This is a genomic window from Maribellus mangrovi (assembly GCF_037646455.1).
Classification (GTDB): Bacteria; Bacteroidota; Bacteroidia; order Bacteroidales; family Prolixibacteraceae; genus Draconibacterium; species Draconibacterium mangrovi_A.
Genome location: NZ_JBBIXN010000001.1, coordinates 1,735,424 through 1,759,529, shown reverse-complemented (window position 1 = coordinate 1,759,529; position 24,106 = coordinate 1,735,424). Strand labels below are relative to the sequence as shown.

The 24,106-nt window shown below is 42.0% G+C and carries 20 protein-coding genes; 4 read left to right on the top strand and 16 right to left on the bottom strand.

All coding sequences use genetic code 11. From position 1 onward, the window contains the following. Positions 1-55 precede the first annotated feature (55 nt). Positions 56-331 (bottom strand): hypothetical protein, encoded by a 276-nt coding sequence (locus WFY05_RS06800; protein WP_340112013.1) that lies wholly within the window; start codon positions 329-331, stop codon positions 56-58. A gap of 92 nt (positions 332-423) precedes the next feature. Continuing rightward, positions 424-1,245 (bottom strand): 3'(2'),5'-bisphosphate nucleotidase CysQ, encoded by an 822-nt coding sequence (cysQ, locus tag WFY05_RS06795; protein WP_340112012.1) that lies wholly within the window; start codon positions 1,243-1,245, stop codon positions 424-426. Between the two features lie 190 nt (positions 1,246-1,435). On the opposite strand from cysQ, the gene WFY05_RS06790 reads away from it, so the two are divergent. Continuing rightward, positions 1,436-3,811: a hypothetical protein gene (locus tag WFY05_RS06790; protein WP_340112011.1), complete on the top strand. Its 2,376-nt coding sequence runs from the start codon at positions 1,436-1,438 to the stop codon at positions 3,809-3,811. Here the strand turns inward: WFY05_RS06790 and recO are convergent. The 4 genes from recO to WFY05_RS06770 form a co-directional block, all read right to left on the bottom strand. Next, a complete protein-coding gene (gene recO, locus WFY05_RS06785) occupies positions 3,805-4,530 on the bottom strand; it encodes a DNA repair protein RecO (RefSeq protein WP_340112010.1) in 726 nt (241 codons plus the stop codon). The two genes, WFY05_RS06790 and recO, sit on opposite strands and share 7 nt — an antisense overlap. 138 nt (positions 4,531-4,668) lie before the next feature. Next, the gene (porZ, locus tag WFY05_RS06780; protein WP_340112009.1) at positions 4,669-6,990 is read right to left on the bottom strand and encodes a type IX secretion system anionic LPS delivery protein PorZ; all 2,322 of its coding nucleotides are present in this window, start codon (positions 6,988-6,990) and stop codon (positions 4,669-4,671) included. A 9-nt stretch (positions 6,991-6,999) separates the two neighbouring features. Further along, the gene (locus WFY05_RS06775) at positions 7,000-7,578 is read right to left on the bottom strand and encodes a non-canonical purine NTP diphosphatase (protein WP_340112008.1); all 579 of its coding nucleotides are present in this window, start codon (positions 7,576-7,578) and stop codon (positions 7,000-7,002) included. 143 nt (positions 7,579-7,721) lie between these two features. Next, positions 7,722-8,024, bottom strand: a complete 303-nt coding sequence (locus WFY05_RS06770; protein WP_340112007.1) for an ArsR/SmtB family transcription factor — start codon at positions 8,022-8,024, stop codon at positions 7,722-7,724. A gap of 167 nt (positions 8,025-8,191) precedes the next feature. Here WFY05_RS06770 and WFY05_RS06765 point away from each other — a divergent pair, with 167 nt between their 5' ends. After that, positions 8,192-9,166, top strand: coding sequence for a polyprenyl synthetase family protein (locus tag WFY05_RS06765; protein WP_340112006.1), 975 nt, complete (start codon positions 8,192-8,194; stop codon positions 9,164-9,166). Here WFY05_RS06765 and WFY05_RS06760 read toward each other — a convergent pair whose 3' ends face one another. From WFY05_RS06760 to WFY05_RS06750, 3 genes are all read right to left on the bottom strand, one after another. Next, complete coding sequence (locus WFY05_RS06760) at positions 9,167-9,964, bottom strand: DUF2797 domain-containing protein (protein WP_340112005.1); 798 nt, start codon at positions 9,962-9,964, stop codon at positions 9,167-9,169. Between the two features lie 61 nt (positions 9,965-10,025). Next, positions 10,026-10,793: a hypothetical protein gene (locus WFY05_RS06755; protein WP_340112004.1), complete on the bottom strand. Its 768-nt coding sequence runs from the start codon at positions 10,791-10,793 to the stop codon at positions 10,026-10,028. A 78-nt stretch (positions 10,794-10,871) separates the two neighbouring features. Continuing rightward, the gene (locus tag WFY05_RS06750; protein ID WP_340112003.1) at positions 10,872-12,344 is read right to left on the bottom strand and encodes a M28 family peptidase; all 1,473 of its coding nucleotides are present in this window, start codon (positions 12,342-12,344) and stop codon (positions 10,872-10,874) included. A 658-nt stretch (positions 12,345-13,002) separates the two neighbouring features. On the opposite strand from WFY05_RS06750, the gene WFY05_RS06745 reads away from it, so the two are divergent. Beyond that, the gene (locus tag WFY05_RS06745; protein WP_340112002.1) at positions 13,003-13,407 is read left to right on the top strand and encodes a hypothetical protein; all 405 of its coding nucleotides are present in this window, start codon (positions 13,003-13,005) and stop codon (positions 13,405-13,407) included. Between the two features lie 161 nt (positions 13,408-13,568). Here WFY05_RS06745 and WFY05_RS06740 read toward each other — a convergent pair whose 3' ends face one another. From WFY05_RS06740 to WFY05_RS06720, 5 genes are all read right to left on the bottom strand, one after another. Further along, positions 13,569-14,645 carry a PCMD domain-containing protein gene (locus tag WFY05_RS06740; protein ID WP_340112001.1) on the bottom strand — a complete coding sequence of 359 codons (1,077 nt, stop codon included), beginning with the start codon at positions 14,643-14,645 and terminating at the stop codon, positions 13,569-13,571. Between the two features lie 17 nt (positions 14,646-14,662). After that, a complete protein-coding gene (locus WFY05_RS06735; RefSeq protein WP_340112000.1) occupies positions 14,663-15,436 on the bottom strand; it encodes a hypothetical protein in 774 nt (257 codons plus the stop codon). 105 nt (positions 15,437-15,541) lie between these two features. Continuing rightward, a complete protein-coding gene (locus tag WFY05_RS06730; protein ID WP_340111999.1) occupies positions 15,542-16,963 on the bottom strand; it encodes a DUF1593 domain-containing protein in 1,422 nt (473 codons plus the stop codon). 54 nt (positions 16,964-17,017) lie between these two features. Continuing rightward, positions 17,018-17,389 carry a DUF2200 domain-containing protein gene (locus WFY05_RS06725; protein ID WP_340111998.1) on the bottom strand — a complete coding sequence of 124 codons (372 nt, stop codon included), beginning with the start codon at positions 17,387-17,389 and terminating at the stop codon, positions 17,018-17,020. 156 nt (positions 17,390-17,545) lie between these two features. Continuing rightward, positions 17,546-19,114 (bottom strand): S41 family peptidase, encoded by a 1,569-nt coding sequence (locus WFY05_RS06720; protein ID WP_340111997.1) that lies wholly within the window; start codon positions 19,112-19,114, stop codon positions 17,546-17,548. 552 nt (positions 19,115-19,666) lie between these two features. Between WFY05_RS06720 and WFY05_RS06715 the strand changes: the two genes are divergently transcribed. After that, the gene (locus tag WFY05_RS06715; RefSeq protein ID WP_340111996.1) at positions 19,667-20,389 is read left to right on the top strand and encodes a DUF6261 family protein; all 723 of its coding nucleotides are present in this window, start codon (positions 19,667-19,669) and stop codon (positions 20,387-20,389) included. Between the two features lie 177 nt (positions 20,390-20,566). Here the strand turns inward: WFY05_RS06715 and WFY05_RS06710 are convergent, their stop codons facing one another. Both WFY05_RS06710 and hypD read right to left on the bottom strand, forming a co-directional pair. Then, the gene (locus tag WFY05_RS06710; RefSeq protein ID WP_340111995.1) at positions 20,567-21,472 is read right to left on the bottom strand and encodes a glycyl-radical enzyme activating protein; all 906 of its coding nucleotides are present in this window, start codon (positions 21,470-21,472) and stop codon (positions 20,567-20,569) included. Between the two features lie 92 nt (positions 21,473-21,564). Further along, positions 21,565-24,024 (bottom strand): trans-4-hydroxy-L-proline dehydratase, encoded by a 2,460-nt coding sequence (gene hypD / locus WFY05_RS06705; protein WP_340111993.1) that lies wholly within the window; start codon positions 24,022-24,024, stop codon positions 21,565-21,567. Positions 24,025-24,106 lie beyond the last annotated feature (82 nt).

Sequence of the window (24,106 nt, the reverse complement as noted above, 5' to 3'; positions counted from 1 at the left end):
TTTGCACAGGATGTTGTTCGCAACTCAAATTTTGTCGGTATGCTTTTATTGCAACTTAGCACCTGGCCTTGGCACCGCCTCCGCCAAAGAACATCATCACGCCCAGGAGGTAGCCAAAATTGTACCAGCCACCGGCATTGGGGAAAGCATAAATTTCGTAGTCGGTAAACAGGCTGGCTATAAAACTGAACAGTAAAATAAACCCGTGAAATAAACCTTTAAAAAATCCGGGCGGATCTCCAGCATTTTCCAACGACTGGGTAGCGCATCCCATAAAAATTAGGGCCGCCAGTAATACTACAATAAATAGTGGTAATCTTTTTCGCATCATTACTTTTTGCTGTAAGTTACTACCTTCGGCACAAACCTGCAAAAGGGGGCTACAAATAAATAAGTAAAGTTGACGTGTTTCGCGGAATCAGTTTACTCGCGAATAATAAGCTTCATAAAATCGATAAATGCGGGGGTATTGAGCCGCTCATTGAGCATAACGAAATATGGATTGAGCAGATCTTTACGGTTATATTGGAGCGTTTTGAAGTTATCATGCCTGAGTACTGCACCGCCAAATTCCTCCACCATCAATTGTCCCGGAGCGGTATCCCATTCCGAGCACGGACCTGCTTTCAGGTACATATCGGCATTGCCTTTTACCATTTGTACCTGCTTTTTCGAACTGCCACAATGTAAAATATCGATTTGGTAATGCTGCTTCATTTTTTCGATCAACTCGGCTTCATGAGGTTTAAAAAACGAACGGCTTGCTGCAATACGAATCACATTCCTTTTGATTTCAGGTTTTTCAATCCGATGAACTTCACCATTGCTAAACTCCACAATTCCTTCTCCTTTCGCACAAAACCAACCGGTTTTAGTAAGTGGCTGATAAATCCAACCCAACACCGGCGACGTTCCTTCTATTAGCGCCAGATTGATACAAAATTCCCCATTTTGTTTAATGAATTCTTTGGTGCCATCCAGCGGGTCGACAAGGAAATATTTTTCCCACTTGCTCCTGACTACATAATCGGGAATAGAGGTTTCTTCATCAAGAACAGGAATTTCAGGAAACAAGCTTTTCAATCCCTCATTTATAATACGACTCGACGCCTTATCAGCGCGGGTAACCGGCGAATTGTCCTTCTTGAGCTCGGCTTCGAAATTGTCGCTGTTGTAAACCTCTACAATCGCTTTTCCGGCTTTGGCAAGTAACTTAAATATATCTTCCTGTTGGTTTGAATCCATTTTTGAATGTTGGTTCTTGTAAATTTACTTCGAATTCATTTTAATAACGATTTTCTATCACCCTGAAACAAATCATTTAAATGTTTTTTCACACTGTAAATTCAGATCAGAACTATGCAAATTCTGTAACCGACTTATTATGTTGACTGAAAATTAATACCTTGCGTCAGGTTAATTTTGAAGTAAAAATATGAAGCCCGGTCTTCAACATCTGAACGTAAAATTCAGCGATTTAATAACGCCACTGCTTATATCAATTTTAGTGGTTATTGGTACGTTCCCTGAAAACGACTGGTCGTTCAGCATTGGAATTGATCCTCCGCTAAAATGGGTATTCAACTGGCTTTTCGAAACAGGACTTGACCGGGGTAAGCACATTATTTTTCCACATGGCCCGCTGGCATTTTTAATGTATCCGCTAAGCGAGAATATTTTACTGGCCACACTGGTACATGCCCTTTTAAAAACGATTTTGGTTTTCGGAGCAGCGGGTTTGCTGAGCAAAATTAAATCTCCTGTAAAATGGCTAGCGATCGCAGTGTTTGCCTACGGAATTGCAGTGTTTGCCAGCTTTAATCATCTGCTTCTGGCAGGTGTTATTCTGCTTTACCTGAACTATTACGAGCACCGTAAGGTCGTATTCAAGTTCAGTGCGTTTTTCTTAACAGCCCTGGCTTTTTATGTGAGAGCCTACGTAGCAATTTTAACCGGAACCATCTTTGTTTCTTTCCTACTATATGAACTGGTAAAGCACCGCAATATCCGCGCAACAATAATCGATGCAATGAGCATGCTTGGTTTTATGTTGCTTTTCCAAATTCTGATGTATGGAACGCCTGCAGGGTTTATTCGTTATGTGTTGGGAATGTTGCATCTTGCACAAGACAATTCGGCTGCCGCTGCTCTTTATCCATACAACAACTGGCTTTTTCTCGCTCTTGCCTTAATTTCGTTAACGCTGATATTTGTATTGAACAGATCTCACAAAGCATTGTTTTTTGCATCCATTTATATGCTTAGCATTTTTGCTGCGTGGAAACACGGAATGGCCCGAGAAGACTTTTACCACGTAAAAGGAATGCTGATTTACCTCGTTATTCTCTTTTCTGCTTTCATATTGTTCGAACGAAAAAAATGGCTGGTTACAGCAAGTTTGGCTGCCGTTGCTATTGTGCTTTTTGGACTGAACATGAAGAACAGCAGAAATTACCGGCCTCTTGAATTCCAGGTCTGGCAGGGAAAGCATTTATTCGAATTTGCTACTCATTTTAAAGAATTAAAAGCGCATGCGCACCAAAAAACGGCTGAGAACCTGGTTTCAAACCGGCTGTCGCAAGCTATGTTGGATAGTATTTCTGACGCTACAACTGACATCTACCCCTGGGATTACTCAGTAGCTGCCATTAATAACCTCAACTGGCAACCCCGCCCGGTTATACAAAGTTATGCAGCTTATACTTCGTGGCTCGATCAGCAGAACACCGAACACTGGGCTTCAGAATCGGCACCTAAATTTGTCATTTGGGACAAACAAAAGATTACTGCAGACATTAACAATGGCGATTTTAACAGCATTGACTCCCGTTACCTGTTGAACGACGAACCACAAAGTCTGCTTGCCATGTTGAATCAATACCAACCTTGTTGCTCGGATGAAAAGTTTCTGTTACTAAAAAAACGGGCATCAGCTTTAATATTTCAAAAGAATGAGCTGAAAGAAACGGAAACCACCTGGAACACATGGATTGATGTTCCTAATAATGCGAGCGGTTTGTTGCGTTGCAAACTTCGTTTCAACAAAAGCCTAATACAACAACTTAAAAGCTTTTTTTATAAGGATGAACAGGTTTGGATCTACCTGAAACTTACGAACGGGATGATTCACAAATACCGAATTGTTCCGAAAAACGCTGCAGACGGATTGTGGATCAATCCTTATCTATTCGATTTTAAACACAGTTTTCAGGTTCAGCAAATCATGCTAAAAGCATCTAACCGGAAAATTTTAGCCACCAATTTAAAATTGGAATGGGAAGGTGTAAATTGTGATGAATCTCCAGACGTTTTTACCGACTTTTTCAAAATTCGTAATTCTTCTGATACACTGATTTTTGAATCAGTCAACACTTTTGAGAACCTGCAAACCGAAGACTGGCAAAAACTGACTGATGAGCAACTAACAAAAAACGCCTGGTCAGGTGAGCACGCACATCAACTTATTGACAATGCATATTCTTGCACTTTTAGACTCGAGTTGGATCGTATCCCAAAAAAGAATGTAGTGATAAAGGTCGATGCCTGGGTTTTGGTACCGGGTTATAAAGGCCAATCAAACATTTCACTGGTTATCGATTTCAAAGCTGAAAATGGTCGGAATATTTATCAGTCAAAGAACATTGAGCAGCAAATTATCGATGAGAAAGGCTGGAATCATGTCCTCAGCTCAATTGATATTGACAATGTTAAACCCGGTAGCCGGCTCACTGTTTATTTCTGGAGCCCTGACAAAGAGCCTGTTTATATCGACGATTTTCGCGTGCGATTGAGTAGCTCTTCAAGTCACTGAAATACATCTCGCAACACATTCAGTGATTTTATTTCACCGAGGCTTTCGAAATGAAGCTGGTAATAGTCAACCAGAGTTTGTAACAGCGAATCGCGCAAACTTCTCGATACTTTAAAGGTTTCTAATTCGCTTATTTTTAGAACTGAAAGTTCTACTATTTTTTTAGTAATTTCCTTGTTTGCAAACAAAGGATGTGATGGTTCATAGGGAACCAAAGCTCCTTTTTTAAGGTCGAACCACGCTTCAAAGCTCAGTTTCTGGGTATCGGGTAAAAAGCCAAAATACTCGGTTAGGCGAAACAAAAAATAGATATGAAAATTTTGCCAGCCGGTTTCCATTAAATCGAAATACAGCAGCGCGCTTTTTATAAAGTCGTATAATTCGGGATAACTTTCCTGTTCGTGAATGGTTTTATACAGCATCTCGGCAAGGAAAATGGCTTGCGTTGATTTTGCAACATCAAAGGGAATATTCTGGTAGGTATTCAGGCTTTTAAGTTCTTTTATCCGCTGTATTTCGCGGCTTTGCTTTTGGTACACTTCCAAGTCGAGTAAAAAGAGTGGTTGCAGCAAGCCGGCTTTGTTCTTCGCTTGTCGGCTACGTGAAGCATTTACCATGTAGCTCTGCCGGCCAAATTCCTGTGTAAAAATCGTGGCAATTACACTGCTTTCGCCGTATTTAATATGATGCAGAACAATTCCTTCGGTGGCAGCAAGCATACGATGAGTTTAAATTCTAAAGTTCAATGTTAAAAGTAAGCAAGAGCAGTTGGCAACAGAATTCATAATTCGCACAATTTTGTTTTCGCCTTAAAGCATTGCTTTATTCAAACATAATGGGAATCAATACTTCAATCTTTAATGGATGAACAAGAGCTTTGCAATTTTGGTTTCTTCGCCAAATTTGTCGTTACAGAACACCAGATAAACACCGGTTTTTACCCGGTTGCCATTCAGGTTTCTCCCGTCCCAAACAGCTTGACCGCCCAGTGAAGTTGTTTTATAAACGAGGTTTCCGGCAATATCGGTAACTTTAACATCGGTCTCCGAAATTAAACCGGTAATGGTAACCGGTCCTTCATAGGTTTCGCGGACAGGATTCGGATACACATAAACACCGCTGTAATCGGCTTTCCCTCCAATGGCGTCGCCCTGATAAGAAATCAAACCTTTGTCGGTCCCAAAAAATACTTCGCCACTTTTTTCATCGATGGCAATGGATTTGATGGTATTTGATAAAAGCGGACTGTTTTCTGCCGTAAAGTGCAGCACTTCCTCTTCACCTGATTCCGAGACAAGGTAAACACCCGAATTACTTGTTCCTAACCACTTTCTGTTGGCTCCATCAATGGCTATAGCGGTTACTGTTTCGGTTGAAAGCAAAGGATGATAAATTCCATCATTTAAATCGAGGCCGGGTTGTGAGGCATAGAAATTCTCGCTTTCCCAAATCCTGGATGGACTGCTGTATACAGCCACGCCTTGCGAAGTTCCGATCCAAACAGCTCCTTCTTTATCTTCGGCAATGGAATAGACATCGCTCATACGCGTAAAATATTCATCATTCCCGCTACTGAAATAGGTGGTTACCAAAAGCGATCTTTTATTTCCGCCTGTGCGATCCACGACGTAGGCATCGTTACCACGCGGTATCAGGACCCATTTATCATCATTTTCGGTAACCAGCACCTGCCCAATTGTTTTGTTTGTGACAGTACTCATTGTAAAGGATTCCCAATCACCTGTCATGGTCAGTTTGTGCAAATTATTTCTGGAAACCGCTGTATTTGTAATCCATAGGTTTCCCTCCGAATCGAAATCGAGACCACCTATTCGTACGTAAGGAGCTGTGGGATTATCGGGTAAGGCTGTTTCCAAAGGACTATTCAGATTGGTGTACCTGTTAACCAACTCATCGTTTTTGAACTCGAGTAGTCCGCCTCCCCAGCTACCGGCGTAAAAATGATTATCGTCGGCCGGATCAACTGCGATACATACGATATCTTTAAAACCCGTCATCTCGGGAATTTCATTTTTAGTGAAATTGGTCCAACTCTCTGACGAATATCTTTTAATACGCGGTTCCAAATTGCTGTTATTCCAGGCATCGTTTCTTCCGCCCGGAGCAATATAGAGGTTTGAGTTTGCAATTTCGAGGTCAAAAACTTCGTTATCGAGGGGGCCATTCGGAAAGATCGATTCAAAAGTGTTTCCATCATAACGAATCAGCGCATTATCGTAATCCGCGATCCAGATCATACCGTTATCGGCCACCAATGCACTGCGCGTATTGATGTATGTAATTTCGGTACCTTCCAGGTTGTAAGCATTTATTTTCCCAATCATCGTGTGGCTGTTATCGAACAGGGCCACCTCGCGATTGGCAGTCATGGTCAGGTAAGTTCCGTTCGACTCCATTTCCATAACAATGTTGAGCCCTGAAAAATAAGGCACCCAGCTGTTACTTTCGAGTATAAAAGCTTCATCGCTACTTGATGACCCATTGGAATAATTGGCTATAAATTCGCCGTTATGCACTACAAGTTGTGTAAACGGTTCAGTTGAATGCGGGATGGTATTGTCTTTCACCCAGCTTGTGTAATCGAGCAAATTCGATCCGCTTTCGGGTGCCCACAAAAGACCTTCGGCGGTTGCTGCATAAATGCGGTTATTAAAAAATTCAACGTCGTAAACGGCAAGCGGCAAACCGTCGTCGCCAATAATGTAGGTATCTTTTATTTCATTCCTGTCGAGGTTCACCACTACAATGCCAAAACCACAGGAGAGATAAGCCTCGCTGCCTTTAAAAGTAATGTTGTGGATGGTTTTGCTGGCGGTCATCGATTTCCGCTTAATGTCCGACAGGTTCTGCACATTTCCTTCTCGAATGATATCGATATTGCTGTTGGAGTAGGCCAGCACAAGCAATTGTCCTTCCCGGCTGTAAGCCATGGTTTCAATTCCAAAGTCCGACAATCCGGTAACTTTGTTTACACTGTTGTCTTCCGTATCGAGATAAAAAAGTCCGCCATCGGTGGCACAAAAAATTTCGCTCCCCGAATCGGCAACTTTAATAGCGTTCGAATACGAAAGGTAGTCTTTCCAAGACCCGCCTTCGCGTTGCGCAAACAACTGAAGCCCCAACAAAAAACTTAGCAACAGCACGGTAAAACTTCTCATAAATTCCTTTTATTCAATTTCTTTCAGGTAGTTTACAAGCTTTTCAACCGCATGCCCACGATGACTGATCTTGTTTTTATCCGCCAAACCCATTTCTGCAAACGACTGGTTCAAACCTTCGGGTTGAAATATGGGATCGTAACCAAAACCTGAATTACCTCTTTTTTCTTTTAAGATCTCGCCGCTAACGATGCCTTCAAAACGCTTTTCTTCACCTCTTATTATCAGCGATATCACAGTCCTAAAACGAGCTTTTCGCTGATTTATTTTGGCCATCCTTTCGAGCACTTTTTTCATGTTGGCCTCGGCACTTTTTTCTTTACCTGCATACCTTGCAGAAAAAACACCCGGCTCACCGTTTAACGCTTCAATTTCAAGCCCCGTATCGTCGGCAAAACAATCGTACCCGTACTTATTAAAAATATAAAATGACTTCTGACTGGCATTTCCTTCCAGGGTTGGTTGCTCTTCAGGAATTTCCTCATTGCAGCCAATATCTTTAAGACTTAGAAGGTGAAAATCCTCTCCTAAAATGGCCTGCAGCTCTTTTAATTTATGTTGATTGTTTGTGGCAAAAACAAGATCCATATTTCGAATTTTGTGTAAAAATAACCAAAAGTACGGGCTTGCCGCATTTCAGGATTATTCTTTAGTAATTCCGAATAGTCACTATAAATAACTTTTGTTTTGGGAGAATACAAAGAAAGAATCGAAATTATTACGGTATTAGATTACTCGCAGGTGCAGGTTTCCAGGCAATCGACGATCTGGCTCAGGATCTCGTATTTCAGGTAGTAAAACGTATTCTTGCCTTCGCGCTGCGAGCACAGCACTCCTTTATCCTTCAGAATACCCAAATGATGCGATGTGGTAGATTGTTCAATTTTCAGGTGCTCGTGAATTTCAGTCACTGTAAGTTTTTTACCTCCTTCCAGATGCTTTAATATGGCTATGCGCATAGGATGGGCCATTGCCTTAAGCATGCTCGCCGCAACTTCCAAGCGCTCAACATTTAACTCCTTGACTTCTACCATTGTTCTAGATTTAAAAATGCAAATATATAAATATTTAAGGATAACAAATTAAATGGGTACCAAACATTTTAATATGTGGCCCTGTTAAAGATTTCTTATGAAATGTCTTTTTTTAGGCGAAAATGTTTTATGTTCGCTCAGTCAAGAAGAAAGGAGCACTCCGGTAAATGTCCACAATTAGTAAGATAAAAAAACCCATTGAACAGGATTTAAAAGACTTTGAACCGTACTTTAAAAATTCGCTGCAAAGCGATGTACCGCTTTTGGCTACCATTTTAAATTTTTTGTACCGCACCAAAGGAAAACAGCTACGGCCCATGTTTGTGTTTTTATCGGCCAAACTGCACGGCGATACCAATGAATACACAAAACTGGCTGCCTGTTCGGTTGAATTACTACATACTGCTACTTTGGTTCACGACGATGTAGTGGATGAATCGTACGAACGCCGCGGGTCTTTTTCGGTAAAGGCATTGTGGAAAAATAAGCTGGCTGTTTTAGTGGGCGACTACATCCTTGCCAAAGGATTGCTACTTCAGCTCGAAAATAAAAAATACAACTTTCTTCACCTCATTTCGCGTGCGGTTCAGGATATGAGCGAGGGAGAGATCCTGCAAATGAAGAAAAGCCGAAAGCTGGATATTGATGATGAAACCTACTTTGATATCATCCGTAAAAAAACGGCTTCGCTAATCGCAACCAGCATGGCCATCGGCACTGCATCGACTACCGACGATGAGGAATTGGTGGAAAAAATGTACCGGGTCGGGCAGGATGTTGGAATTGCTTTCCAGATTAAGGATGATATTTTTGACTACCAGGCCAAGGGCATTCTCGGAAAACCAACCGGTAACGATATAAAAGAAAAGAAAATAACACTCCCGCTTTTGCATGTGCTGAATTCAGCCGACCGAAGCGAGCGTAAACGCATTCTTCGTTTGGTGAAACGCCGGAATAAAAACTCAAAGGTTGTAAAAGAACTGATTCAGCTGGTTATTGAGCGTGGCGGACTGGAATACGCCGAAGTACGAATGAATGAATTCAAGAATAAAGCCGTGGCCGCTATCGAAGAATTTCCTCCTTCAGAGGCTCGTGATTCGCTGGTGGAGTTGATGAACTACATTACCACCCGCAAGAAGTAATCAGTAAGAAAGTGATAAATAATACCCGTTGTGTTTGCGCATGTTCAGCACGCGGTTGTCTTCGAAAATCAGGTATTGTCCTTTAATCCCCGCCAGTTCTCCTTCAATTTCAGGCAATTTGTCGAAACTCAGACTTTTTATGGTTATCGGGTACTTTTCAACCGGGTAGTTTATTTGAGTGACTTCATTGGCAGGATCAACATATTTTTTTAATTCACCCGGAAGTAAATCCACTACTTTTTGCTTTTCAGCTGCCAGATCGAAATCCTTTAAAATTTCGTTTTTTAACATGGCCCGCCAGTTGGTTTTATCGGTAAAGTGATTTTTCAGAAACACCTCAATAATACCGGCTATGTGCCGGTTCGGTGTTTTGGCCAGTTTAATGGCATAGCTGGCGCCCTGGTCGATCCAACGGGTAGGGATTTGGTGGACACGTGTTACGCCAACTTTCATTTCGCTCGAAACTGCGAGGTAAACAAAATGGTCGATCAGGTCGTGTTTTTCTGCCCACTCCATATCACGGGCAATACCATAATGCGATTTCGACAACTCGGGCCTTAAAATTGATTCACTGGCTTCGGGCGCCGTTTGCAAACAACTGTAACAAAATCCCTGACCAAACGAGGTTTTGGTTTTCTTCCCACACGAAATACAGTTGATCCGGCCATCAAAATTCATCTTGATTTTTTGACCGATCAATGCATTCATATCCACTAAATTATCGCCCATGGGCAGCTTATATTTTACCGGCTCGCTCAGCTCGGTTTTCATTTTTCGGATGTTGCCTTCGTTGTGCATAAATAATTTTTCTGCCGTGAAAATAGTACAGAACTTGTACGATACAAAGTCTGTATCCTATTTAATCGTCGAAACCCGGTCGTTTAAACTCCATCACTCCCGGAAAAGTTTGCAATAGTTGTTTTTTTATGGTCGACAATTCCACCAGAAATTTCAGAATATCGTCTTCTTTTTCTTTGAAGTCGTTATAAAAAACCGACAAAGCATCCATCGACCGTTCAATGGCGATAATCGCTATTTTTGCTGATCCCAGATTGTCGGAATAAATATTAAACTCATCATTGGGATCGTTTTTACGCTCCTCCAAATCGAGGTGTGCCCGGTGAACTTTGGCACCAATGAAAGAAGAATACCACTGGATCACCTCCATGGCATCTTTGTATTTAATCATTGACGCCTCATCGTTGATCATAACAAGTTTTTCAGCCTGCTCCTTTATAAACGGCTGATTTTCATCTAACCAATTATACATTTTCGTTCCGTATTCTTTGGCCTTTGCTTCCAGGGGAGTTTCAATATGCTCGGGCAGTTCCATATCCTCAACGTCGTCGAGATCAATATTAAGCCGTTCAGCATCTTCCTCAATCATTTCCATGGTAACTTCCCAGGCCACTCGAATTTGCTCCCAAAAGTTTTTGTTTTCCTCATCCGGACTTTTATGGCCCGTTCCTTCTTTCATCTCCTGTTCGTGCAGATAAGTCAGACATTTTTTCGTCATCGTACAACGCTCACACCAGCGGTCGCAATAATTATAGATGCCCGGCACGAGGTTCTCATTATTCGCCAGATCGAGCAATGTTCGTTTGAAGTGTTCTTTTTTCGATTCCATAGAAGATCGACTTGTTGAAGTTATATACACTTAACAAGACAAATCTCGAAAAAGTTGAACGATCGGCTCAAATGACGTTCAAAGTGTTTCGTCGTTTGCGATGCCAGAAATTCCGAGGAACAATAGTTTGGCTGCGTCTTCCATGATTTCGGGAGTGAGCACATCGGTTTTATCCCGCGGATCGTGGTAATAAACCGGGAAAACCGAATTTCTGGTCCAAAGCCCAAAAGTGGGAATGCCAGCATTTTCGAAATTGGATGCATCCGAACGCGGTCGGCCGTAGTTTTTTGTGACTTCGTTGGTTTGCAAACTACGATGAATCCACTTATTGTTTGCCAACTCAAAATGCCGGTAAAGATCAGTATAGGTTTTACCACCTGTCAGAAAGAATCCAGTCCCATTACCAACCATATCCAAATTGATCATCATTCGAGTTTTTTCTACCGGGAAAAGCGGTTGATCGGTATACTGTTTCGAACCATACAAACCACATTCTTCGCCGCCTATCAGGATAAACAAGATTGAACGCTTTGGCTTAACTTCCAACTGTGCAAAGGCTTTGGCTGCAGCCAGAATATCAGCCACTCCCGAAGCATTATCAAGTGCACTGGGAAACATCACATCTCCCATTTGTCCCTGCCCGTCGAGATGGCCGCCCACAATGATCACTTCATCTTTTAAATTTGGATCCGATCCTTCAATCATTCCAACCACATTACAGGCCTTTGCATCGGGATGATATTTGGTTTTGGCCGTGATTTTTACCGTCTGATTTGCAGGAAATGTAAACGAGGGTGTTTCCATCTGCTTAAGTTGCTTTTTCACTGTTGAATAATTTTTCCCCGCGTCAATGAAAATCTGCTCAACGATTTTTGGCTCAACATGGGCATAAATAAATCCATCGAGATGAACCGTATTCGGATTGGCGATTTTGCTGGCATAGATCATTCCGGCAGCACCATGTTTCACTGCATTTCTGAATTTGTAACGGTGATAGGCATAAGGTGTCCATCTTGCGAGTTCAGGATCGTTTTTGGTGTAAGGTGTTCCGGTTTCAAGAATGATGATCTTGCCCTTTACATCCACATTTTTATAGTCGTCGTAGCCCAGTTCAGGTGCGGTAATTCCGTGACCGACGTACACCAGTCCGGCTTCAAGCGTACCACTGTCAGAATTTGATCCGGGCAAATATTCTTCCGGAAACTTAAGTTTTGTAGCTTGGCCCTTGTTGGTGTAAACCACTTCTCCCAATTCAAGTACATCGGAATATTCATTCGGGAAGTACTGAAAATAACTGCCCTTATTGGCCGGTGCAATTCCCCATTCTTCAAATTTTGATGCACACCAGCGTGAGGCGTCCATATACTCTGGCGAACCCGACAAACGTCCTTCGTATTTTTCGGAACTTAATTCTTCAACAAATCCAAGAATTTCGTTGCTGGAAATGGAATGAAAGGTTTCCAGCAATTTTTCATTGTTCGCTTCCTGTGAAATTCCAATTAATGATCCGTTTAGTAATAATAACAGGACTAAAAATATTCGTGATTTCATAATGATTTTTTCGGAAAGGCTAAAATACAACTTTTCAATTTGAACTGAATCCAAATCTAAAAAAGTTGAATGTTAAGTTGGGGACCTATTAATTCATCAAGGATAAAATACGATTCTCGCTTCGCTCCAACTGACTTTTTTCTGCAGCAAAAAAGTCAGCAAAAATGCAGCCGCTGACATGAAAATTGCTAAAAATTAGTGAATTCCGCTAAAAGAAAAGAACTCCACGACACTCGCAACGCTCGGTCAGTGTCAAACAGCTTTTCTTTCTTCACGCTACATTCCCCAAATTTTTAACGCATTTTGCTGTGGGCGGTGAAGCGGGCTGCAAATATGGCAGGTCTAAGAACATATCTTCGTGAATTGGCCTTTTTTTATCAAGCCTGGAATCGAAACCTGGGCATAGAGAGCCCGAGAAGCTCCGAAGATATGAGGAGATCACTCGCGCGAACTTAGTCCGGGAGAAGATGAAAGGTGAAGATAAAAAGCAGCCTTGACTTTTTTGTTTCGTTTTTGTGTCAAAACAAAAATGAATGCTGACGGCAGGATTGGAGAAATCATAATTCATTTGAATCTAATGCTATTCATACTGGCAAGGTAGTATCTAAAATGAAATCTTTTACGTATCAGCAATCAACTAATTATAAAAAAAACAAAAATGAGACTATTAAGAGGGACAATATTTGGCGGCATTGCCTTTTTCTTTCTGGGCTGGCTGGTTTGGGGCATTCTGCTCATGGACTTTTCGATGAACAATTACAACATGGACATTTACCTGGAAGAACATGAAATGGTCTGGTGGGCACTTATTCTTTCCAACCTTGTTTTTGCATTGATGCAAACCTTATTCCTACAATGGGGACAGGCAAAAACATGGATCGACGGCGCGAAAATCGGTACATTATTCGGGCTCTTGTATGCCTTAACTACCGATCTGGGTTTTTATTCCATGACCAATGTGTTGCTAAATCCTTCGGCAATTGTTGTGGACTCACTGGCTTATGCCGTGATCACCGGAATAACCGGAATTATCATTGTGCTGACCTGGGGGAAGACTGATTAAGACAATAAGCTCTTCATAGCAATATTAGAAGCTGTTTTAAAAGACTTTGCTTCGTCATCCTGAACTTGTTTCAGGATGTTCATGTAATTGGAATTCTATTTTTATAGATTCTGAAATGAATTCAGAATGACGTGGTTTCGGACTTTTATCTTGGGTTCCTTCTATTCTTCCTCGTACACCATTTCCACATCGTCGATGATGAGTTCGCTGCCGACGGCACCGGCAAAAACAGCACCGGCATAACTCGATGAAGCAACAAAAGAAATGTGCGTAGGCAACATGTAGGTCGCCGAATCAGCAGCTACAAAATCAACACCCTCAGCGCGCATGTAATCGGGATACGAATCGTCGAGCGGACCATAAACCACCTCTATTTCTTTTTGAACCAGATCCGGCTGGTTCGCATCACTACGGAACCATGCTGTTCCTAATCGCTGAACTGTCCCGCCAAGGCGAACTTCGAGTAAGGCATAAATATCGCAATTATCGTCGTAATCCAATACATTCCCGTTTCGGTCTTTGTTAACCGGTCCCGGAACATAGGAATACTTAAAACGGATTTTATCCGGTCGCCCGGTAAACGGCGTTCCAAAAATAACAGCGGCTTCCGGATCGGTTGGATCCAGTTTATCGGAATCGAAATATCCGGTAAACAACGATCCTGCAGCAATGGGCGTTTTTAGCGGAACACCAGCCAGTCCAAGGTCATATGTTCTCATGTGTGCAGCCAGGTTCGAATTTCCAAGATCATGAGGTGTGGTAGCCGTTTTTCCCAGAATCTGGGTTCCGGGATTTCCGGTCCCCCAAATGGTGGAAGCCGCATCGGTACCGGGTTCGTAATACCCCGAACTGGTTTTGTACCACGCATTCAAATCTCCGTTGGCAAGCTGTGGAGTGGCTGAAGCTACAAATGATTTGATGGTCCAGGAATGAACGCTGCCATCTTCGGCTGACACAATTATCGTGGCATCATCGCTAAGGTCAATTACATCGCCTTCAGTAAGGTTGGCAGTGGCAAACGATGAAAGTGTGAGTTCCTGAATAACCAACGATGTCAATTCAACTCCTCCCGGTATTTCAACGGTCACCATTAAATTGTCAGCATCAATAACGGCATTACCGGCCTGGTTGCTTACTAAAAATTTCTTGATATTTCCGTAAGGCGACAAACCAAAGTGATCTTCCTGAACACAGGCAAACAACAAAACAAGCGAGAATATGTAGGTTATTTTCTTCATCTTTTGCGTTCTTAAGATTACTTGTTTGCTCCGAAATAGTAGGCCAGTCCCAGTTCCAGCGACAGCAGGTTGATGTTGAAATCGACATTCTGACGAAGCTGTTTCGATTCCGGTCCGTCATCGGTGCTGCTTTTGGCCACATTCAGTTGATATCCTAGCACATTGTTCAGCTGCACTTCGAAGGCAAAATTCTCCATGGCAAAAAAGGTGATGCCCGGACTTAATCCCACACCAAAATCAAATTCGGTTTTATAGATCTGTTCAACCTCATCAATGTTTTTAGTGTTTCGGGTGAGCGAGCTGCTTCCCCCCAACGAGAATCCAATTTCCGTGAAAAAACTAAGACGTTCAGTCCTTGTAAGTGGTACTGATGATCGAAATCCGGGTCGTATTGCAAACCCGCGTTTCATGGTTTTAGACAATGCGGTATCCGGATCCTGGAAAATCGTTCCTTCAAAATGATCCTGAAAGTAATTCAGATTAAGAATCACCATTCCGTAATCACCCGTGTAATAGCCTCCCTTTAGCAAAATATCGTAATCCAGCCGCTCGCCATCCACTACCTGCTGAATTAAATAATTCGTGTTGGTGAGTTTTTTATCGGTTATCGAAAACGCCAGCCCCACATAAAAATTCCCGTTTTGAAAAGGATGAAAATTATTGGAATAATAGCTCGAAAGCAGGTCGTACGGGGTGACTTTCTCATCGATCCGGAGCGAATCTTCCTGCGCGAACAAACGGGCCGGAAAGACAAAAATCATAGCAAGCAGCGAGAGTTTAAGCCATCTCATGGATTCAGATTTAGTCTATCAAATATAAAGCAATGATTCCAGAAAAGCTGCAAAACCAAGCTGATTAATACCATTGCCCGGCACAGCTACAGGTCAATTATTTCCTTAATCTGTAATCGTAATTATTACACGTTGATAACTCGTTAAGGATGGAGATCCGGAGTCAGATACTTCACAAATCATATGTATGGTTTCTCCCGGCAATGCGTCGTTTGAGATTGTAATTTTTGTCTTTGGCGTAACGGCATCATTTATTTCCCGGCCTTTGTAAGTACCTGCTTCTTTGTAATTCCACCACCTGAAATCGATTTTATCCTTGTCAGGGTCGGTGGTTGCCGACGCATCCAGCTTTATAGTATCACCAGCTTTTGCTTCGATATTAAGCGGTGTATTTTTTAAGCGAACCAGCGGATGATGATTGGCGGAGGCATAGTCTTTTACACACCAGTCGGCGCGGGCTGCAAAGTAGTTTTGCACATCGTCCATCCATCTCCAGATAGGCTTAAAATAGTTGGTCCGTATGGCTACTTTTTCAGGCGAAGTATCATGCTCCATATTTTTCGACCAACTGTTGCTGAATCCCCATTGGCCTGTAGGATATTGATACGTTGAATCGGGACGCGGATCCATCCAGACATTGTTGCGAACTTTCACATACCGACCACCCCAGCCACCATAATCCGGAGATTCCATGCTTCTGAGTCCGTCCGGTATACTGTGCAAAAACGATGGCGTATCGCCTTCAGCGTTAAAAGCTCCGTTGTTGTTTTCATAAGCATCGCACAAGGCACCATGACCCTCAAGTATATTCTTGGTCATCCACCCGGCGTTAAAGTAGGTTTTAACATCGTCGGGAAGTACTTTTGGCCATATATAAGCCATACAGTCAAACTGGTCGGAAATAATGGTAGGTATATTAAATTGCTCCCAGTTCGGTCGAATGTACTCCTGGTAGGTTTTGTCTTGTTCCCAAATCAAAAATAAGCGCATTTTACCGGCTGCTTCCTCCATTCTCTCAGGATGATCCTCCTGAATAATTTTCAAAGCCCGCGAAATGGTATTGCAACCTCCCCAGGCCTGTATCCACACCGGGCGTGAATCAGTTTTATCTAAAAGAACATTTGTAATTAATTCGGCACCTTCGGTACGGATACTATCTTCGCCAACTCCATTAATATTTCCCACCTTCCACTTACTCAACAAATATTCAGGGCTGGGATAATCAGCATCATGCAGCAAAAGATTTTCATACACTTTTGAATACAGATTTATATAATCGCGAATCCATGAAACCTCGTGAAATGCATTCCAGCCTTCTCCACCTACCCAGTGAAACTGCGAACTGCTGTTTACTATTCCTTCAACATCAAATTCGTTTGTGCTTAAAAGAAACCTCACCATGGAAGCTCTGTCATCTGCTTCGCCATCAGTGGTTACAATTACGCGGGGTTTCCGGTTGCCAAAAACGGATCCCGGCAGACCTGCAATCAACACCGTGAAAAAAATTAAAATCAGTAGCCTTTTCATTACTTTTTTGCTTCAAGTTTTTTGCAGGAACAGTCCATCATGTTGCTGCTTGTATTAATTCTTTTCTTCCCTTAAAATCTTCTCCATTTTACGGCCTTTTGCCAATTCATCCACCAGTTTGTCGAGATATCTCACTTGTCTGGTCAATGCATTATCAATCTCCTCAATTCGGTATCCACAGATCACTCCTTTTATCAAATGAGCGTTTGCATTTAATTCCGCTTTTTGGAAGAAGGTTTCAAAAGTCGCTTTCTCATTAATAAGATCCTGTAATTTCCCCTCATCAAATCCTGTTAACCATTCAATTACCCGGTGAAGCTCTTCTTTTGTTCTCCCCTTCTTCTCCACCTTAGTAATATAATGTGGATAAACGGAGGCAAATGTCATTTGGGCTATTCGTTGATTGTGCTGTGCTGTAACTTTCATATCGTTTATTTTAAAAATTGGTAACGGTGGCGGTATTAAGTCGTTGGGGATTGCGGGCTAATTTACAGTCCAATAACACATAACTTTATGCGTGGCAGAACGCTCGAATAATCATTTAAACCCCAATATCTTATACCGCGTGTTATATGGCGTAATTCATTCATTATTAATTAAATCAATTGTAAAATTAAGGATTCTGTCATTTTTTTCGATGTAATCTTCAATAGTATTCGAAACAAAATAATCAGGCTGTACGCCTCTGTTATTATCAACGCCACAAGGAAAATATGCTTTTTGCCAAGACGTCCATATTTCAAGTCCAGTATTAGGCAAATTAAAAGAATGAACATCGGCAAAGTTTACCGTTACTCCACCTGTTTCTTCACCTACAATCGTTCCTTCTCCATAGCATTTATAAGAAGAGGCAAATCCTTGTCCTGCTGAAAATGTTGCATTATCAATTAACAGATATGTTTTTCCGTCAAATCTTACAGGATTCTCATTTAATTGAATTAGCTTGAATGTTTGTGAATATTTTTTACCCGGAACTTTTTTATCAGCCCCCAATATTCTATCAACTTTGCCTGTTGCTATAAGCTCATTACTCACCTTTCTAATTGATGAATCCACTTCCGCAAAAGGTTGATGGAAAATGTATTGCATTAGCTCACGACCAATTATGGTATGTCCACCTTGGTTACCTCTAATATCGATTATAAGGTTTTTTATCTCATTATTTTGTAGTTCAGTAAAGGTAGAATTAAAAAAATCTTTATATGTTTCTAAATCATGAAAGCTAAAAAAACCGATATAACCAATGTCTGGTGATATTTCTTTATAAAGTAATGTAGGCTTTCTCTCCGTACTTTTCTTATATCCCATAACAAAATTTGATACCAAACCACCATTTACTCTTTTTACTTTGAGCTTCCCTGTTGAGAACTCTTTATATCTAATTTTAAACCTTCTAAAGTTGTTCCAAATGCCGATGTGTGCACGATTGGTTATTAAAAAATTTCTATATGCTTCACTCTCATATGAAGCGAATTGGCTCCATTCATTAATTACCTGAATTACATTTTTGTTATTTATTTCTATTATTTCAGATCCTTTGGGAATTTTATCAAATAGAGTACAATTATCGATTATGAATATTCTATTTTCAATTATTTTAATTTCGTATGGAAAGTTGTTTCTGAAAAATTTTTGCATCCCATTTTCAATGATATTAGCCATTGGCTTTGTATGTGCAGTTCTAAAGAATGAGGTTAATCTTGCACAGGTTGCATAAAAGTGAACATTAGAAATCATTAAAGGTAAATCCTCCTTTATACTCTCATATTGCACTTGAAATGAATCTTTAGAAATCTCTTGATAGATATTAGGATGGATGTTTTCTAATGATTCTATCATAAAATCTAAATCATTAATTGCATTTTTTTTTAATATGGGTTGATCTGATATCGTATAAATAACAAAACCTAAACAAAAAATCATGGTTAATAAATGTCCAAAGATTTTGCTTTTTAAAAATTCAAGAAAGGGAATCCCTTTTCTAAACAGAAATTCAATTGATAATATAATTAAGGTTGGTATTAAAATAACAAGATAGAGTAAAATTATATCTCGAAGTATAATCACTCTACTTACTATCATATAGATGATGATAATTCCAAAAAGAATTGAGGCAATCCAGATTTTTAATTTCAACTTTTTAATTATCATCTTATAGTTTGTTTTTTCCTATGCTCATAGCCAATTTTTTATGCCATATAAAGTATGTGTATGTTGCAATGCAATTTATACCTTATTATGCACCACGCTCGTAACTTGCTGAATAAGTTTGTTTTATCGAAATAAACATAGCTGTTTGGGCATTTAATTTTTGCAAGAGCTAAGTTCACTGTATTTGGTATTTTGGATTTTTATGTTCTCTAAAAATAAACAATATTTCTTTGTGTTGGCATTTTGCCATATGCTGTAAAACCTGAATTTATACCCGTGGCAAGTTGCCATTACTCGTTTTCAGCATGATTTTGGTTCCGGAAAATTGCCATTTAGCACGCAAAGGACAAACCGGTCCGCGGCATCGGGCCATTAATCCGGCAGGGAAAAAACAGGGCTGTGGCAAGTTGCCATGCTGTAAAACAGCTTGTAAGCGGTTGACTTTCTGTTGCTTTTACAATAATTTTAATTATCCAAAAATTAACAGCGTCCAAAAACATTCAAATTTGTTCTTCGATGCTAATGTAAACCATTCAAAAAAAACGATTTATTATGATCCCTATGTTAATGAGTAAAAGCCGCGTTACTGAAGTTGACGCCGTGAGTATGCGCATGACCGGCGCCTACCACAGCACCACATTAAGCTCTGACCCACACCTGAGTGGGATGTTCACCGATTTAGACAACATTTCAAAGGCGCTTACCGCCGCCATTAACCGTTCGAAAGCAGAAAGCGTTCTGGAAGAAAAAGACGAAGAGCGCGACCGGCCTCTTCGTTCATTAAGCTACCTGCTGGCGGGCTACCTGCACCATCCCGATCCGGCTATTCAGGAAACTGCCGAAACCGTCGATCAGGTTTTCGAAAAATATGGCCTGCGCGTTATTAACGAAAGCTATGCTACCGAGTCGTCGCTGATTGCTTCGTTGCTCGACGATCTGTCGAAACAAAAACTTCAGGATGCCATTGCCCAACTGCCAGGTTGTGCCGACACTGTGAGCGCCCTGCAAACGGCACAGGAGGCATTCGAAACTGCACGCATTGCCTACGAACAGGAAAAAGCCGAAGAAAGCACCAAGGCCAATGCCACCAAAGTAAAGGCCGAAGTGCTGAAGCTGATTAATGAAAAAATTGTGGTTTATCTGCGTGCCATGGAAGTAGTTGACGAACCCACTTACGGCAACTTTGCCCGCACCATTGACACCATTATTGACGAGAACAACGAGATCGTAAAAAAACGCGGGAAAAAACCGGAAGAAAAAACTTTAATCCCGTAAAGGGATTGGGGCGTTTATTAACTCATAACTACCGAAAAGGGCATCCACAGGGGTGCCCTTTTTATTTTTTAAGCGGTTTCGAGTCCTTAAGCACATTTTTACTTTCAATGTTAAGGATCCGATCCGTATTCTCGTCAACTTACATGAATCGATACCGTTTATAACATCGTTTAAATATTATCCTCCCACTTCCGTTTCAATTCCAAAGGATTTAAAAACAGATTCGGCTTGTTCGATATCCTCATCAGTGGATTCGGCCATTTCAAATTCATCGTATTCCGAACCGAGTTTATCGTATTTATGTGCCGCAATATTGTGGTAAGGAAGAATACTTACCAGGGGTGTTCCTCCGGGCAGAGTGGCAATAAACTTGGCCATTTTTGTTACTTCCTTTTCTGAGGTATTTACATTGCGGATAAAGGGAACGCGGATGTTGATCGCAGCACCTGATTCGGCCAGCTTCACCAGGTTTTCCAGAATAAGTGTATTGTCTTTTCCGGTCCATTTTTTATGCTGAACAGGATCCATCAGCTTCAGGTCGTAAAGAAACAGATCGGTGTGTTGAGCCACTTCGAGCAATGTTTTTGCAGAAACATGGCCACAGGTATCCACCGCACGGTGCAGTCCTTTTTCGCCACAGGCTCTTAACATTTCAACTAAAAACCCGGGAAACATTAAAGGCTCGCCTCCTGAAAAGGTAACGCCGCCGTCGGAATGATCGATATGAATCCGTTCGCGTTCGATCAGTTGCATGAGTTCCGAAACATCGTACAATTTCCCCGACATTTCTATGGCTTTCGTCGGGCAGGCATCGGCACACAAACCACAAAGCGTGCATTTTTCGTAGTCAGTAACAATTCCGTCCGGCGTTAGTTTCAATGCATCTTCCGGACAAACCTCAATACATTCCTGTGCCCCGATACACTTCGAAGCCGTGTAGAGCTTCTGCGTTTTGGGCAACTGGCTTTCGGGATTGTGGCACCACGCACAACGCAGCGGGCAGCCTTTAAAATAAAGGGCAATGCGAATGCCCGGGCCATCGTTAATGGCGTAACGTTTTATATCGAAAATTAGTGGAGTCATTCAAAAATTGTTTATCAAAAATAGCTTGTATACCCCCCGTTTCCGTCCCGAATACTCGAGACGGAAACGGGGGGTACATTTAACCCTGGCAATTATAAAACTTCATTTTCCGTTCGGTCGATCACCTCCTGTTGCAGATCGGCGTTCATATCGTTAAAATAATCGCTGTAACCGGCCATACGAACCAACAGGTCGCGGTAATCTTCCGGACAGGCCTGCGCAGCTTTCAGGGTTGCAGTATCTACCACATTAAACTGGATATGATGACCACCCAGCGTGAAATAACTGCGAATGAGGTGACCGAGTTTTTCCATGTCTTTTTCGCGCTTCAGCAGGCTGGGCACAAAACGCAGGTTGAGCAATGTTCCTCCCGATTTGGTCTGGTCGAGTTTACCCAGCGAGCGGATCACATTGGTCGGTCCGTGTGTGTCGCAACCGTGCGATGGTGAAGTTCCGTCGGAAATGGATTTCCCCGAGAATCGACCGTTTGGTGTTGCTCCCAGTACCAGTCCAAAATACACATGACAGGTAGTTGAAAGCATGTTCAAATGGAACACTTCGCCCTTTGTATTGGGCTTGCCTTCAATCGCATCCAACAAATCGTTGTAAACTCCCAGAGCAATCGAATCGGCATATTCATCGTCGTTGCCAAAGAAAGGCGTACGGTTCAGTATCCGCTGACGCAGTACCTCCTCGCCCTCGTAGTTTTTCGAAATCGCTCCCAGCAAGGTTTCCATGCTGAAGGTCTTGTCTTCGAAAACATGCTTCTTCATTACCGAAAGACTATCGGTAACGGTTCCCAAACCGGTGCACTGAATGTAGTTGGTATTGTAACGCGGACCGCCGTTGTAGTAGTCTTTTCCTTTCGAAATACAATCTTCGATAACCACCGACAGGAAGGGCGCCGGAGCATATTTGGCAAACATCTGGTCGATGTAGTTACTGACACGAATTTTCTGATCGACTACAAAATTCAGCTGTTTCAGGAAAGCGTCGTACAGCTCTTCGTAGCTATTGAAAGTACGCGGGTCACCGGTTTCAATCCCGGCTACTTTTCCGGTCAGCGGATCGATACCGTTGTTCAGCGTGATCTCCAGAATTTTCGGAACATTCAAATACCCGGTCAGCAGATAGGCTTCTTTTCCAAAAGCTCCCACTTCGATACAACCGCTGCAACCACCTTCGCGGGCATCCTGCAAGGATTTTCCCTGGTTCACCATTTCCTGAATGTAGGTATCGGGATTAAACACCGAAGGATAGCCGTGTCCCTGGCGAATGAGATGCACCGAAGCATTTACAAATTTATCGGGAGTTACTTTTGCAATGTGTACCGAGTTACCGGGTTGTAATATGTGCAGTTCTTCAATAACTTCGAGCATGATGTACGACATTTCGCTCACACCGTTAGTTCCGTCGGGTTTAACTCCACCAATATTGATGTTGGTAAAGTCGTTGTAGGTTCCACTTTCGCGGGCAGTAATTCCCACTTTTGGCGGCGCCGGATGGTTGTTTACTTTTATCCAGAAACAAGAGATCAACTCTTTTGCAGCTTCTCTTGTCAGTGTTCCTTCTTCAATCTCTTTTTCGAAAAAAGGTGTCAGATGCTGATCGAAATGTCCCGGGTTCATGGCATCCCAACCGTTAAGTTCGGTAACCGTTCCAAGATGCACAAACCAGTACATTTGAATGGCTTCCCACACATTTCGGGGAGCATTCGCCGGTACCCAACGACACACTTCTGCAATGCGTTTCAACTCATCGACGCGCTGCGGATCTTTCTCAGTTTTTGCCATCTCATCGGCCAATTCAGCATGTCGCTCGGCAAAAACAATGGCGGCATCGCACGAAATATCCATCGCTTTCAGTTCCTCCAACTTGCCGGTAGCTTCCGGATCATTCAGGAAATCGAGACTATCGATATGTGCTTTAATTTCCTTTTTAAAGTCAAACATTCCTTTGTGGTAGATCTTTCCGTCGAGGGCGGTGTGGCCTGGTGCACGCTGCTCCATAAATTCGGTGAAAACGCCGGCTTCGTAGGCTCTTTTCCACTCGTTGGGCACATGACTGAAAATGCGTTCGCGCATGGTTCGTCCTTCCCAATAAGGAATAACTTCCTGCCCGTAGGTATCAATATCTTCCTGTGGAATGGTGTAACGTTGCTGATCACGTGTATTCAGCACATGAAAATCCTCTACGCTGTGGCAGGTCAGTTCCGGGAAAGTAGGAACCGATTTTGGAGATGGACCGCGTTCACCAACAATGAGTTCATCATCGCCAATATAAATGGTTTTTTGCTTACAGATCTCCAGGAAATTCAGCGCCCGCATTACCGGCTCCGAGTATTTTCCGTAATTCTCTTTGTAGAATTTGGTAGTGATCAGTGCCCGTTCGATAGACAGCGATTCCTGCGTTTCGACACTTAACTTTCGCAAACGCTGGATGCGTTCGTTCATTCCGGGACCAATAGCGTTGGGGTGAGGTGTATAGAAATTACCTTCTGCGCCGGCAGGGCGTTCGGGTTTACTTTTAGTTTTAATTTCAGTAAGCGACATAGCACTAAAAATTAAATGATTGTAATATGTTATACGGATAAATAAATGAGGGGATAACAACGAAGCAGTCTAGGCATACAAG